At 37.4% G+C, this 15,671-nt stretch carries 11 protein-coding genes; 7 read left to right on the top strand and 4 right to left on the bottom strand.

From position 1 onward, the window contains the following. Positions 1-4: 4 nt before the first annotated feature. Complete coding sequence (locus C8D70_RS12980; protein ID WP_110367586.1) at positions 5-1,009, bottom strand: glycosyltransferase; 1,005 nt, start codon at positions 1,007-1,009, stop codon at positions 5-7. Positions 1,010-1,217: 208 nt separating this feature from the next. Here C8D70_RS12980 and C8D70_RS12975 point away from each other — a divergent pair, with 208 nt between their 5' ends. Both C8D70_RS12975 and C8D70_RS12970 read left to right on the top strand, forming a co-directional pair. Then, a complete protein-coding gene (locus C8D70_RS12975) occupies positions 1,218-2,231 on the top strand; it encodes an SDR family NAD(P)-dependent oxidoreductase (protein WP_110367585.1) in 1,014 nt (337 codons plus the stop codon). A gap of 38 nt (positions 2,232-2,269) precedes the next feature. Next, the gene (locus C8D70_RS12970; protein WP_110367584.1) at positions 2,270-3,076 is read left to right on the top strand and encodes a helix-turn-helix domain-containing protein; all 807 of its coding nucleotides are present in this window, start codon (positions 2,270-2,272) and stop codon (positions 3,074-3,076) included. A gap of 757 nt (positions 3,077-3,833) precedes the next feature. On the opposite strand, the gene C8D70_RS12955 is transcribed toward C8D70_RS12970, so the two are convergent. Beyond that, positions 3,834-5,000, bottom strand: a complete 1,167-nt coding sequence (locus C8D70_RS12955; protein ID WP_076595697.1) for a class I SAM-dependent RNA methyltransferase — start codon at positions 4,998-5,000, stop codon at positions 3,834-3,836. 137 nt (positions 5,001-5,137) lie between these two features. On the opposite strand from C8D70_RS12955, the gene C8D70_RS12950 reads away from it, so the two are divergent. From C8D70_RS12950 to C8D70_RS12935, 4 genes are all read left to right on the top strand, one after another. Continuing rightward, positions 5,138-5,863, top strand: coding sequence for a class I SAM-dependent DNA methyltransferase (locus C8D70_RS12950; RefSeq protein WP_110367582.1), 726 nt, complete (start codon positions 5,138-5,140; stop codon positions 5,861-5,863). Beyond that, on the top strand, positions 5,863-6,591 hold the full coding sequence (locus tag C8D70_RS12945) for a ZIP family metal transporter (RefSeq protein ID WP_110367581.1): 729 nt from the start codon (positions 5,863-5,865) through the stop codon (positions 6,589-6,591). Before C8D70_RS12950 ends, C8D70_RS12945 begins: the two co-directional genes overlap by 1 nt. A 278-nt stretch (positions 6,592-6,869) precedes the next feature. Further along, positions 6,870-9,608: a SusC/RagA family TonB-linked outer membrane protein gene (locus C8D70_RS12940; RefSeq protein WP_110367580.1), complete on the top strand. Its 2,739-nt coding sequence runs from the start codon at positions 6,870-6,872 to the stop codon at positions 9,606-9,608. 9 nt (positions 9,609-9,617) lie between these two features. Then, entirely contained in the window at positions 9,618-11,270 is a 1,653-nt protein-coding gene (locus C8D70_RS12935; protein WP_076595701.1) for a RagB/SusD family nutrient uptake outer membrane protein, read from the top strand. A 119-nt stretch (positions 11,271-11,389) separates the two neighbouring features. On the opposite strand, the gene C8D70_RS12930 is transcribed toward C8D70_RS12935, so the two are convergent. Then, the gene (locus C8D70_RS12930; RefSeq protein WP_228408028.1) at positions 11,390-12,775 is read right to left on the bottom strand and encodes an OmpP1/FadL family transporter; all 1,386 of its coding nucleotides are present in this window, start codon (positions 12,773-12,775) and stop codon (positions 11,390-11,392) included. Between the two features lie 54 nt (positions 12,776-12,829). Then, on the bottom strand, positions 12,830-13,948 hold the full coding sequence (locus C8D70_RS20840; RefSeq protein WP_181416129.1) for a prolyl-tRNA synthetase: 1,119 nt from the start codon (positions 13,946-13,948) through the stop codon (positions 12,830-12,832). Between the two features lie 144 nt (positions 13,949-14,092). Here C8D70_RS20840 and proS point away from each other — a divergent pair, with 144 nt between their 5' ends. After that, positions 14,093-15,568 (top strand): proline--tRNA ligase, encoded by a 1,476-nt coding sequence (proS, locus tag C8D70_RS12920; RefSeq protein WP_076595777.1) that lies wholly within the window; start codon positions 14,093-14,095, stop codon positions 15,566-15,568. Positions 15,569-15,671: the final 103 nt, after the last annotated feature.

The following is a 15,671-nucleotide window of genomic DNA, read 5'->3' as shown; positions in this document are numbered from 1 at the left end:
TTCTTTATTTCTTATAATAATGATGCGGAAAAGCATCTTCAGGCTTCATTCTGAAAACATTCAGCAGGATCCAGGATTTCAGGAAACCATATCCGTAAGAAAACATCTGAATATAAGTAGAAATAACCGCCATACCGGCAATGCTGATATTTTTAGTCAGCAACAAAGCATGAAACAGCACTAAAAAAGTATATAATCCATAAAAAGCAAGAATTATCCCTCTTCCCATCATAAAATACTCCAGAAAGCCCATCACATATCCCAGCAAAAATAAAGTAGGAAATGCAAAGGAAATTTTTACATAATTCGGATGTCTCTGATTAAGAATTGGTCTTGCACAGCCAAATTGGTTGACCTGCTTGGAGAACTTTCCAAAATCAACCCTACGTTTATGATATACGGCAATATCATCAAAAAAAGCTGTGGTAAAACCGTTTTCCCAAAGGGTCATGGACAGATCCGGATCCTCTCCTATTCTCATTTCTGAAAATCCACCTACTTTTTCAAAAACAGTTTTTTTCACGCCCATATTAAAACTTCTGGGCTGAAATTTCGAAACGGCTTTCTTACTTCCTCTGATTCCTCCGGTAGTAAAAACAGAAGTCATAGAATATGAAATAGCCTTCTGCATCAGATTAAATCCTTTATGCGCTTTATCTGCTCCTCCAAAAGCGTCGCAAGGAATGGCCAGGATATCTTTTTTAATATGTTCGATATAATCTTTTTCAACGATGACATCACTGTCTACAAATACCAGCCATTCATTAGTTGCTCTTGCTGCACCATAATTTCTTGTCAGTCCCGGTCCTGAGTTATCTTTTCTGAAATATTTAATATCCAGGATTCCATCAAAATTTTTAATAACAGGTTTCAGATCGATTAAAGAACCGTCATCCACGATAATCATCTCAAACTCCTTATCTGTTTGCTGAGTAAGGGAAGTCAGCAGCTCAAAAAGTTCGTCTTTTCGGTTGTAAATGGCAACGACAATGGAAATAGTAGGCTTCAAATTAAAAATTTTTCAAAATTACTTATTCGCAGGACAACCTACAAACAGTTTAACAGCTTATTCAGATAAATTAACGATAGAGAATTTTATCCGCTTTACTACATGGAGATTACAAATGATATTCTGAGCCAAGTCATTTGACATTTTAAACAAAATGAACACAAAAAATCCCTCCTAATTTTGCTATAGAAATTTAAACCAATAAAAAATGAAACCTACTATCAGTACATTACAACAACCTATTCAATCTGGATTTAATGCTTATTCAACAGCTCAGGAAGTTATTCAAGGAATCAATCTTACCGGAAAAACAGTCATTATTACCGGTGGCTATGCGGGAATTGGTCTTGAAACCACAAAAGTCCTTACTTCAGCCGGAGCCCATGTCATTATTCCCGCCAGAGATATTGAAAAAGCAGGAAAAAACCTTACAGGAATTGAAAATTTTGAACTTGAAAAAATGGATCTTATGAATCCGGCCTCTATTGATGCTTTTGCAGAAAGGTTTATATCATCAGCTAGAAGCCTGGATCTTCTCATTAATAACGCAGGAATCATGTGGGTGCCGCTTCGAAGAGACAAGAGAGGCTTTGAATCTCAGCTGGCAACCAATTACCTTGGGCAGTTTCACCTTACCTCTAAATTATGGCCAGCTCTGAAAAAAGCAAATGGAGCAAGAGTTATCAGTGTTTCCTCTTACGGGCATCAGATGGCATCTTTTAATTTTGAAGATCCTAATTTCGAAAAAAGAGATTACGATACCCTTTCCGGATACGGACAATCCAAAACAGCCTGCAATCTGTTTGCCGTAGAACTTGATGAAAGAGGAAAAGAGTTCAATATCAGAGCGTATTCTCTTCACCCAGGATCTGTATACGGAACTGATCTGGGCAGAGAAGAACCTGTTGAACTTTTTAAACAGCTTGGAACGCATGATGAAAATGGAAATATCAAACCCGAGGTGGAAGCACGATTAAAAACTATCCCACAAGGTGCTGCAACAACAATCTGGTGTGCTGTAAGCCCTCAACTGAATGAAATAGGTGGAGTTTATTGCGAAAACTGTGATATTGCTGAAATAGACGAAGGACAAATTGAGCATAGATTTGATGAACCGGCAACCATCCGAGGAGTACAAGCCTACTCTGTTGATAAAAATAATGCTGAATGCTTATGGAAACTGAGTGAAGAAATGCTGGGATTTCAGTTTGATGCTCAATAACCGTTTTTTAAATACATTTGTAATGAAAACTTTTGACAATGGACTTCCAGATACACTACCTGACACCGGATATCAAAATTTCCAGTTATGACGATAAGCTGTTCAAAACGGAAACGGTTTTTGAATATCATATGCTGGTATGGTTCATATCAGGAGAAACGAAAATTATTCAGGCAGACAAAACCTATCTGTTCAAAGCAGGAGATATTTTTCTGATTCCTAGAAATCATCTTGCCACGATTATCAATTATCCCAAAGACGGACTTCCTCATAAAGCAGTAGTGATGCACCTTACCACACAACGGCTTAAAGAATTTTACAGTTCTGTTGATGAGCAAAAGAAAAACGGGCAGAGAGAATCCACCATTCACAGTTTTAGCAGCCACCCGCTTTTAAAGAGCTTTCTTGCTTCTCTCATTCCTTATTTTGAGATAGAAGGTCCGCTTCCTGAAAATATAGCCCATTTAAAGATTACAGAAGCCATCAGTATTTTAAGGGAAATTGATCCGGATATCGATACTTTACTCGCAGATTTTGATGAGCCGGGAAAAGTGGATCTGATCAATTTTATGGAAAAAAATTATATGTTTAATATGCCATTGGAGCGATTCGGGTATCTTACGGGAAGGAGCTTATCTACATTCAACCGTGATTTCAGAAAAATTTTTCAAACAACACCACAACGCTGGCTTACCCAAAGACGTCTTGAATTGGCTTATTATCATTTATCAGAAAAAAATAAAAAACCTTCCGACGTTTTTCTGGAAGTAGGTTTTGAGGATCTTTCCCATTTTTCGCATGCCTTTAAAAAACAGTATGGTTTTGCCCCTTCTTTAGCACGATAAAACAAAATAGGTTGTACAGTGTGTACAACCTATTTTGTTTTATGATTTTAATTACTCCTAAAGCTATTTTTTCTTTAAAGTATCTAAATCTTTTGATTCTTTCTTTTGAGATATTACATTATGATTTAATGCTTTTCTTTCAGGTTTTGCCTGTGATGACCGTGACGATTTTGATCCAGAACCAAACAAATCCAGTAGATCAAAAATTACATCAAATATGTCAAAAAAATTCCAGAATATTTCTAATATCAGAAGTTATTATTTATGATCCTCCAATTTATAAACTTTCTTCGTTCCTTCATACTATTTTGTCCTATTATATAAAAAATCCCGACCTAAAGTAGATATATAATATTGCCGAAATAAAAAAAACAATTACTGAGCAGCTGAAAAGAATCAGTTTAAAAAGGGTTTTAAAATAATAAAGCTCCAAAACGTGCAAAATAAAAAATACTATAAGTGAAATACCAGTTCCTATTAAAGAAGCTATGATTAAGGTTTGTGTATAATTTTGTACAGGTAAAGTATCTTTAAAAACAATAAAAAAAGAAAATGCGGCCAATACCAAAGCTACAGCACTTACTTTCTCTGTGAAGTATTTTGATCTCTTAGATTCTTTCTTTTGAGGTTTCTCGTCATAATGCAGACTCTTTCTGTCAGCTTTTGAACGTGATGATTCCGAACCACTCTGAAACAGCCCGGATACACTAAATAGAGTGTCTAACAGATCAAAAAAATCCCCTAACAATTTTTATTGCTATTTATTATCCTCCAATTTATGTACTTTCTTCGTTCCTTCATACATTTCATACTGTAAAAATCTTGTTTCCAGCTTTCCGTTGAAAAGTTTGATCTTTCTTGAAGGACGTAGCCCTATTTTCTTCACCGCTTCCAGATCGGAAGAGATCAGCCAGGCCAGTGTATTGGGGTAATGCGTTTTGAAGGTATCTCCTATTTTCTTATAGAAATCATCATCATTAATGGAAATTCTCTCGTCATAAGGAGGGTTGAACACCATCAACAATGGGAAAAGCTCTTTTTTAGAATCAAAGAAGTTCTGTTTTTTAATCTCGATAACATCTTCCATTTCAGCTGCTTCTACGTTCATTCTTGCAGCATTCAGCATTCTTGCATCAATATCATATCCAACAATTTTCCCATCAAACTGTCTCACTCTGTTAATTCTGAATTCTTTGATTTTTGCAAACAGATCAGCATCATAGTTATTCCAGTTCTGGAATCCGAATCTTTTTCTGAAAATCTGAGCCGGAAGATCCATCGCAATCATTGCAGCTTCAATCAATAATGTTCCGGAGCCGCACATGGGATCAAGGAAATTTCCTTTTCCGTCCCAGCCTGCCAGCTGAAGCATTCCGCTCGCCAGCACTTCATTGATAGGAGCCTCGCCCTGTTCTCTTCTGTATCCTCTTTTAAACAAAGGATCTCCTGAAGAATCCATAGAAATCATCACCAATTCTCTGTCAATATGAAGATGGAATTTGATATCCGGATTTCTCGTTTCTACATTCGGGCGTCTTTTGAATTTTTCCTGAAAATAATCCACAATAGCATCCTTCATTTTTAAAGTCACAAACTGAGAATGTTTGAATGTTTCGGAATTCACCGTTGAATCAATAGAGAAAGACTGGTCAACATCCATGAAGTTTTCCCATTCAAACTTAAATAATCTGTCATAAAACTGATGTTGATTAAAAGCTTTGAATTCATGAATGGGTACCAGAATTTTCAATGCTGTTCTCGCAGAATAGTTGATTTTATAAAGAAAGCCAAGATCTCCTTCACAATTTACTGCTCTGTTTTTAATTTCAACATTTCTTCCGCCTAATTTCTTGATTTCTTCTGCCAGAATCTGCTCCAATCCGAAGAATGTCTTTATCTGTATTTTAATATTTTCTGTATCCATAAGTTTGAATTAAAAGATTTAAAGCTTTAAAAATTAAAAGATTAGCTATCCAAATTCTTACCTAATTGAATTTTTCAATCTCTTAATGTTGTAAAATACTTTGCTTTTAACCGCACAAATTTAGTTATTTTTGCATTATGGAATGGTTTGAATCTTGGTTTGATACCCCTTATTATCATTTGCTTTATAGCAACAGAGACTATACTGAAGCAGAAAACTTCATTACAAAGCTCACAGCGGACCTTCAGTTGCCGCCTCAGTCGAAAATCATAGATCTTGCCTGCGGAAAGGGAAGACACTCTGTTTTCCTTAATAAATTAGGATATGATGTTTTGGGACTTGATCTTTCAAGACAAAGTATTGAATCTGACAAGCAATATGAAAATCAAACGCTGCTTTTTGAAGTTCATGATATGAGAAACCCGATTGATGTAGATCCTATGGATGCAGTATTCAACTTATTTACAAGTTTCGGGTATTTTGATAATGAAAGTGACGATAAAAAAGTATTCCAATCTGTTTACAACGTGCTGAAGCCCGGAGGATATTTTGTACTGGATTATCTGAATGAAGAATTTGTAAGAAATACTTTAGTTCCTGAAACTACAATCACCCGTGGTGATATTGATTTTAAGATCCTGAAAAAGATTGAGGGCAGACACGTTATCAAAGACATCCGTTTTGAAGCAGACGGTAAGCCTTTTCATTTCTTTGAAAAGGTAAAGCTTCACACACTGGAAGCTATTCACAATTATGCTTCCGAATGTGGTTTTGAAAGAATAAAAATCTGGGGAGATTATCAGCTGAATGAATTTAAAAAAGAAAAATCCCCGCGTTGCATCAATTTATTTAAGAAAAAATAATGACAACAGTACTTTTACTGATTTTAAGTGTTATAACAGGAGTATTCCTTGGGAAACACTTTGGTAAAAAAGAAAAGCTGGCCAAAAATCTACTGATATTAAGTGCCGGTTTTTTGATTACGATCTGTCTCAATGAGGTCTTTCCACAGGTATACACCTCTGCAGGAAGCAGCAGTCTTGGGATATTCGTCATCGGGGGAGTTCTTCTGCAGATGATTCTGGAAGTCCTTACCAAAGGCTTTGAACATGGCCACTTCCATCATCACAGTGAACATAATATCCTTCCCGTTGCTTTAATGGTGGGATTATTCATCCATGCTTTTATTGAAGGAATTCCTCTAGCCAATGAAACACACGAGATGTCACCTTACCTTTGGGGAATTGTATTTCATAATCTTCCCATTTCATTTATTCTGGGAGCATTTTTATTTAACAGAAAAGGAGAATCCAAAAGTTCTTCATCCTATCCATCTATTCTCATTGTAGCCTTATTTGCATTGGCTTCTCCAATGGGAATGCTATTAGGTAATTATTTCAATCCCGATCTTCAGCCTTATTTTCTGGCTATCGTAGGAGGAATTTTCCTTCATATTTCATCCGTAATCATTTTTGAAAGCAATAAAAATCACAATATAGACTGGATAAAAATCGGGATGGTTATTTTGGGAGTTTCGCTTGCATTGATGATGCATGTTGTCCATCAACATCCCACTGCTCATTCTCACTAAATACAAAAAAGCTTCGAAATCCGGAGCTTTTTTATTTCCATTTTGTATTAATGGCCATGTTTTCCACGATCATTATCCTTAATCTTCACTCATAACACTTTAGACAAATAAGTTAAAATTCATTTTTTTAAAAATATTTTACATAAAAAAATAAATAAAAATTAAATGTTTACGTCATAAAATAAAATCAAACATTTTGTTTAACATTTTTTAACATATATGTAACAACCATACATTGTTTTTTGTACATTAGCCACATTACCATCACTTAAAAATGTATGAAAAGACAAAAAAGATTTACAACATCAGTCTGTTTTTTTTTGATGACCGGTTTTATAGCGGCTCAGACCACGAAGAAAACAGATTCTTTAGAAGAAAAAAAAATTGATGACATTGTAATTATCGGTTACAAAGCTCAGAAAAAATCCAGCCTTACAGCTGCTGTTTCTGTTATTTCCGACAAAAAACTCCAGGATTCCAATACCCCAAGCGTATCCGGTCTTCTGCAGGGAAAAGCTGCCGGAGTTCAGGTTTTGCCTGGCGGAGGTTCTGCAGGTTCTGTAGCTACTGTAAAAATCAGGGGTACTTCTACTATCAATGGTCCCAGTTCTGCCCTCTGGGTGGTGGATGGTGTAGTAATGCCCTATGCCCCCAACCTGGATCCTAATCAGATTGAAAGTATCAATATCTTAAAAGACGCTGCCTCTACAGCCTTGTATGGATCCAAAGCCGCCAATGGTATTGTACAGGTGTTTACCAAATCGGGAAATTCAGGAAAAGGAACATTAAGTGTTTCTCTTACTAATTCTTTTAATGTGTTTAACAACGGGCGCTTCAAACTTATGAACGGAACGCAGCTATATGATTATTTCACCTCATTAAAAGACGCACCGGAAATCCCTGAAACACTTAGAAACGATGGCTACAACTGGCTGAAAGATGGCACACAAACAGGAGCGGTACAAAGTTATACTATTGATTTCAAAGGTGGGTCAGATCATTCCAAAACCTATATTTCAGGAAATTATTATAATGAAACCGGAACAGTGAAAGGAGATGAATATAACAGGCTCTCGTTCAGAATCAATCATGAACAGACCATAAAACCGTGGCTGATACTGAAACCCAAAGTCAGCTTATCCTATACCACAGGAAAAGACACTCAGGCTTCACTGTATCAAATGTACCTTAATATGCCATGGGACAATCCCAGAGATGCCAATGGAAATCTGATCGGGGTGGATGAGGATTACACAGATTGGTATGGAAGGGACAAAAGTAATTATCTTTATGACCTTCAATGGAACTATGGTAAAAGCAACCGGCTGGATCTCATAGGAAATCTGGATGCCGAAATCAGGTTTACCGATTATCTCAAATTCATCACTACGAACAATGTTACCTACAAAAACTATGATGACATGTACTATACCGATCCCAGATCGATCAGTGGAACAAGTAATAAAGGGGAACTAACAGAAAACTACCAAAAAGATATCAGCAAATTTTTCAATCAGATGCTGAGATTTGATAAAGATTTTGGAAGTCATAACATCAATGCATTAGCTGCGTATGAATATACCGACAGATTCTATAAGGAATCAAAAGCAGGTGTTTACGGTGTAGTACCTGATACAGAAATTTTTAATACCGGAGCCACCACAGGAGAAAAACCCAAGGGAAGAAAGCTTGACCGCGCCTATAATGCTTTCCTGTTTAACGCCGAATATGTATATAACAAAAAATATTTTATCCAGGGATCTTTAAGAAGCGAATCATCTTCTGCATTCGGTGCCAGCAAAAGAAACGGCTTATTCTATGCATATAGTGTAGGATGGAATATTCATAAAGAAAAATTTTTCAAAGTAAAGCCTGTTAACGAGTGGAAATTACGAGCAAGCAGGGGACTTGTAGGAAACACCCCATATCCGGATTACGGATGGCAGGACCTATACAGACTTACAGAGAAATATAACGGACAGATAGGAGCAACATGGTACCAGCTGGGTAACTCTGAACTAACCTGGGAATCTATCTATCAGAATAATATCGGGACGGATATCAGAGCGTTTAACAACAGGCTGACTTTAAACATTGATTATTTTAGTAACAAAACGAAAAACTTACTGATGCTTGTTCCTTTATCCTCACTGACAGGTGTTGACAAACAGTACCTGAATATAGGTGATGTTAAAAACCAAGGCTGGGAGTTCAATGTAAATTATTCCATTATCCGCTCAAAAGATGTCAGCTGGGATTTGGGATTCAATATCAGCACTTATAAAAACCACGTGCTTTCAACCCGAAACAACGGTACACAGATATTGGACAACTACCAAGTAGCAATGCCCGGATATGATGTATCCTCTTTCTATATGAGAAAGTGGCTGGGGGTAAATCCGGACAATGGCGAAGGCCAGTGGGAAGTGGTCAATCCGGATGGAAGCAGAAGTGCAACTTCAAAATACAATCTGGCTACCATACAGGTAGTAGGAGCTGCCACACCGGATTATTATGGTTCTGTAAGCACCAATCTGAATGTTAAAAATTTCTATCTTGCCGCGAATCTTTATTTCTCACAGGGCGGGCAGGTATATAACTCGTACAGGGAATTGTTTGATTCAGATGGTGCCTATCCTTATTACAACCAGATGGAATTACAGAATGGATGGACAAGATGGGAAAAGCCGGGAGATATCGCAACCCATCCGACTGCTGTATATAACAATAACTCATTAACCAATAAGACTTCGTCACGTTATCTGGAAGATGCCAGCTTCGTCAAATTAAGATCCCTCAGAATAGGATATAATTTACCGGCATCCTTAACAGAAAAGATGAAAATAAAATCAGCGAATATCTATATTATGGGTGAGAATTTGTTTACCATCACCAAATTCTCCGGTGTGGATCCGGAAATTGGTAATGCAGATGATCAAAACAGCTATTCCGGCAATGCAGGAGCCATATATCCTATCCCAAGAAGATTTTCCTTAGGCTTAAACTTTTCTTTTTAAAAAATAATTATGAAAAAAATACTTATTCCCCTTCTCATAGTAGCATTGACGGCATGTAATATAGACCGCTCACCATATGATTCAAAAGAATCTGATGTTATCCTGGCGGATGCAACAGGACTGAAGACCATCACATTAGGAAATTATGCATTGCTTAAAGGTGATGCCGACGGCGGTGGCTTTTACAACAACCTCTATAGAATCAGTGAATATGGAGGTGATAATATTGATATCAGCGGAACCACCAGTGATTCATTCTTTTATTATTACAACTATAAAAGTATTAAAAACAATGACCGTACCAATATCATCTGGAACTCAGGGTATAAAGCTATCATTGGCTGCAACAGAGTTATTTCAAAGACCACTGAGGGAAAAGATGCACAAACGGATCACCTCATAGGCGAAAACTATTTCCTGAGAGCCTATGTATACTTTTCTATGGTCAATGTATTCGGAAGACCTTATAATCAGGGGACAGGCAATGCCGGAATACCTCTAAAATTATCTGATGACGTCAACGACTTGCCTGCCAGAGCCACCGTGGGAGAAATATACAATCAGGTAATAAGCGACCTTCTGAAGGCTGAGAAACTCATGACAGTTGATAAAGCCAATATCTATGGATCAAAAGAAACAGCACAGGCTTTACTTTCCAGGGTCTATCTTTACATGGAAAATAATGATAAAGCGATAGAATATGCAGATAAAGTTATCAATTCCGGGAGATACGCACTTCTGTCTAAAGCTGAACTGCCTTCTTATGCTACCAAAACACCAGAAAACAATAAAGAAACCATTTTTGCATTTAAATATAATAAAGATGGTGACTACAGCAATGGCTGGTACACTATAGGCTCTATGTATGCCACCATACAGAATGTAGGCTGGGGTGAAATGTACGCTTCTTCCACTTATCTGGATCTTATCAATCAGAATCCTGAGGATGCAAGGCTGAAGTTTATTTCTCCAAAATACAGCAGTCCGGCAGTTCCTGTAGCATACTGGGTACAAAAAGGAACCAGCTCATCAGGTTCCGCAACCTACAGCTATCAATTCCAAAATACTTTCCAGCAGAACGGAAATACTTATTTCACGATGAATAATATCAATTACCTGGTACAATCTGAGGCAGCGCCCAATAAAACAAACTATTATTTCGTTAACGCAGCCGGTGAAAAAACTTATGTATATCTGGATAATGACATGGATAAAAGAAACGGCTATCCTAAATTTTATGTTTTAAAATGTTCATTACAGGAAGGTGTTCCGCAATTGTGGTCTCCGGTTATTATAAGACTGGCCGAAATATATCTGAACAGAGCCGAAGCCTATGCGAAAAAAGGAAATATAGCTTCTGCACTTGCAGATGTAAATACCATCAGAACAAGAGCCGGAATACCTGTATATAATTCAGTTCCTGCAGGACAGACCATTCTGGACGCTGTTCTACAGGAAAGAAGGCTGGAAATGGCTTTTGAAGGACATAGAAGATACGATGTCTTCAGAAACAAACTGGATCTCGACAGACAATATCCAGGCACTCATTTAAGCGGAAATAACGCCTTTTATACGGTACCTTATACCCATAACAGAGTGGTAGAATATATTCCTGAACAGCAAATCCAGATCCAGCCAAATCTTGTGCAAAATCCGGATTAAAAAATGGATATACATATATTTTTATTGTATATGAACATGAGACAAAATCAACAAAGAACAGGCTGTCCAAAATTTTAGGACAGCCTGTTTGTATATTTGATATTTTTTAAAGCATCAGACTAGAATTTCCATCCTAAAGTAAGGAAGAAATTATTTCTGTTGTTTTTCACATTACTTACAGCATAATCCGGACTTTCAATAATTTTACTCGAAGAATAATATGATGAATCAAAATTATCTCCCATATATCCTCTCATAAAAGGATTTACATATTTGGAAGAGATATTCTGATAAGATGCATCGATATAGAATGATTTGAAATCATATCCAATACCGAAAGAAAGTGTATTTCTGTCACTTAGCATAAGATTGTCGTAAGACTCATCTCCCACAGTGCCTGCATCATTAAATCTACTGATTGTAAGGGCATCAAAAGGACTTGATTGGTAAGAGTATCCTCCTCTCAATCTGAACTGCTGTACTCTGTACTCAGCTCCCACTCTTACTTCTGAAAGATTCTTGTAGTTTTCTTTGAAGAAATCATTCAACTCTCTTTCTGCTCCTCCATATACTTTATAATCAGGTTTTGTAAGTCCAAGGGTATAATCAACATTCAATGAGAAGTTTTTACTTGCTACGAAGGCAGCACTCACCGTTGCTTTAAGCGGTGAAGTAAACTTTCTGTTCTCAGCTCCTATATCATCTCCGTAAACAGCATCATTATAGAAATAATAATTTCTGTCTATCGTCCAGAATGTAGGCGTTTCAAGAGAAGCTCCCACTCTGAAATTAGGACTTAATTTTCCGATTACCCCTAATGAAGCTGAAAAACCTGATGATCTTTCTGAATATGGAGTATCCTGCTTACTGAATGCTTCTGTAGAACCATTGGCAATGTTTCGGTACAATAAAGTATCATACTGATCCAATGAAGCATTGAAAAAATTGAAACCTGCTCCTAAATATAAATTATGATTATAGTTCGCTCCAACCCCAAAACTCATCTTTGACAAGTTACCATATCTTTCATACATATGCCCCGCTAATGCAGCATCTTTGGTAATATCATCCTTGTCAAAAGCATAAACAATATTATTATTTCCCGGAGACTGGATTACATTATCCAGTGTCTGGTTAGAAAAATTAATACCAATATTGATAAACTTCCATCCGGTTTCTGTCATCAAAGGAAAAGCAATTACACCTCCTGCATTCCCAAGGTCTCCTCTGGTTTTGCTATAATCTATTGTAGATCCTCCTAAAGTACTTTTGTTTTTATTTCCTAAAATAGATAAAGTTCCTGAAACCTCACCTGAAATAGCTACTCCTAAACCTGCCGGGTTCGTAAGCAAAGAGTTTGCATCACCACCCAGCGCACCATTAGCTCCAGCCATCGCATTAAACTTAGCTGATCCCACCATAGGAGTACTTGAATAAACCTCTACCGTATTTCTTATGACAGAAACATCCTGAGCCTGCGCATAAAATGCAGCAGAAATGCTCATTAATACTAAAGATTTTTTTAACATTATTTTTTAATAGTTTATTAATTTAAGAAATTATCTGAAGCCACCTCTGCCTCCGCCGCCGGATCTCATTCCGCCGCCTGAAGAACCACCTCTGAAGCCGCCGCCACCGGAGTTGAAGCCGCCACTAGATCTGAAACCTCCTGAATCATTAGATCTGAAGCCTCCGTTATTATTATTGTTATATCTTGGCTGTGGCTGCTGATAATTGTAATTAGGTCTTGTTTGTGGCGCAAAGTTACGGAATCCGCCGTTAGATTGTGTATTTCTGAAACCTCCTGAATTACCGTTTCTAAAGCCTCCTGAATTGCTGTTTCTGAATCCGCCGTTACTGTTTCTGAAACCACCATTTGAATTAGAATCTCTGAAACCACCGTTATTATTAGTGTTTCTGAAGCCTCCATTATTATTTCTGAAACCTGAGTTAGCAGTATTAGTCCTGTAAACTGCATTGGCTACGCCTGTATTCTGGAATCCGCCTCCGCTGATACCGCTTCTTCTGTAAACAGGTCTGTTGTAGTAGCCACCACCCCAGTAACCTCCTCCGTATCCCCAATATGGGTTTCCGTAGTATCCGCCCCAGAATGGATCATAATATCCTCCATAACCATATCCCCAGTATGGGCTTCCCCATCCGTAAGAGCCTCCCCAGCCCCATCCGAATGATCCGCCCCAACCCCAGGACATGCTTGCACCCCAGCCCCAGCCACGGTTCATACCCCAACCCCAATATGGGCTGTAACCACCATACCATCCCCAAGGAGAACCCCATCCCCATGAGTTATCATAGTAGTTCGTCTGAGAACCTGCATAAAGTCCCCAATCTGAGTCTGTAGCATTGGTATTCCAGTTTGTATTGGTACCACTCCAGTCGTTATATCTGTTTTCCTGCTCTCTGGAATTCGTTTGTGCATTCTGAATTACATTGGAATCCTGATAGTAGTCATAATATTCTCCTACTCTGTTTCCGCTATCATTAATGATAACTCCTTCAGGTAGCGTATCCTTATTGGGGTCGTAATACACCCCGTCTGTCTCGCTATACCCTCCCATCTGAGCACCACAAGACACAAGCAATAATCCGCCTGATATGGCTAATATCCCTTTGGATCTTAGCAGACCAAGCAAATTTTTATGTATATTTCTTTTCATGATAACGTAAAAATTTTTAATTTAAATTATATTTGCAATCTGTACCAAAAATGTACCAAAATACTGGTAAAAAAATCTATCAAAAATAGATTTTTATTTTTAGATAACAATAATGTACAAAAGTTAAAAAAATTTAAAAAAATAATGGCAAAATTAACCTCAAGAAGCGAAGATTACAGCAAATGGTATAATGAGCTGGTTGTAAAAGCTGATTTAGCTGAAAACTCAGGCGTGCGTGGATGTATGGTGATCAAACCGTATGGCTATGCAATCTGGGAAAAAATGCGTGATGAAATGGATAAAAAGTTCAAAGAAACAGGTCACGTTAACGCATACTTCCCGCTTTTTGTGCCCAAAAGCTTGTTTGAGGCTGAGGAAAAAAATGCAGAAGGTTTTGCAAAAGAATGTGCTGTTGTTACCCACTACAGGTTAAAAACCGATCCGGACAATCCATCCAAACTGATTGTTGATCCGGATGCGAAACTGGAAGAAGAACTTATTGTTCGCCCTACTTCAGAAGCAATTATCTGGAATACCTATAAAAACTGGATTCAGTCTTACAGAGACTTACCGATACTAATCAACCAATGGGCGAATGTAGTTCGTTGGGAAATGAGAACACGCCTTTTCCTGAGAACTGCAGAATTCTTATGGCAGGAAGGACACACTGCTCACGCTACAAAAGATGAAGCAATTGAAGAAGCAGAAAAGATGAATAAAGTATATGCAGATTTTGCAGAAAACTTTATGGCTATTCCTGTGATTCAAGGGTTGAAAACTCCTTCTGAAAGATTTGCAGGAGCTGATGAAACTTATTGTATTGAAGCATTAATGCAGGACGGAAAAGCTTTACAGGCCGGAACATCTCACTTCTTAGGTCAGAATTTTGCAAAAGCATTTGACGTAAAATTCACCAACAAAGAAGGGAAAATAGAACATGCATGGGCTACATCATGGGGAACTTCTACCCGTCTGATGGGTGCTTTAATTATGACGCACTCTGATGATTTCGGATTGGTATTGCCTCCTACCCTTGCCCCAATTCAGGTGGTGATTGTTCCTATCTTTAAAGGAGAAGAGCAACTGGAACAAATCAGTGAAGTGGCTTTAGATATTCAGGCTAAACTGAGAGCAAAAGGAATTTCAGTGAAGTTTGACAATGATACCCAGAACAAACCAGGATGGAAATTTGCAGAATATGAATTGAAAGGAGTTCCTGTAAGAATCGCAATGGGACCAAGAGACCTTGAAAATAAATCTGTAGAAATTGCGAGAAGAGACAACCTGACTAAAGAAGTTCGTTCTATTGAAGGAATTGATTCTTATATCGAAGATCTATTGAAAACGATTCAGCAGGATATTTATAACAAAGCATTTGAATTCAGAAAAAATAATATCACGAAAGTGGATACTTATGAAGAATTCAAAAAAGTTCTGGAAGAGAAAGGTGGCTTCATCTATGCTCACTGGGATGGTACTGCTGAAGAAGAGGAGCAAATCAAGGATGAAACAAAGGCAACCATCAGATGTATTCCTTTAGATGATGACATAGAAGAAGGAATTTCATTGATCTCAGGAAAACCATCTAAGAGACGTGTATTATTTGCAAAAGCTTATTAAACTTTTTAATGATTTAGAAAAAAATCGTTAATTTTTAAAGAAATATTCAAAAAAAAATGACATTTGGACAGATTTTTGTTTAAATTTATATCAACATTAATCA

Origin of the sequence: Chryseobacterium sp. CBTAP 102 (assembly GCF_003201365.1) — a bacterium.
GTDB lineage: Bacteria > Bacteroidota > Bacteroidia > Flavobacteriales > Weeksellaceae > Chryseobacterium > Chryseobacterium candidae.
The sequence above is the reverse complement of the archived record's forward strand: the minus strand, read 5'-3'. Positions and strand labels throughout refer to the sequence as shown.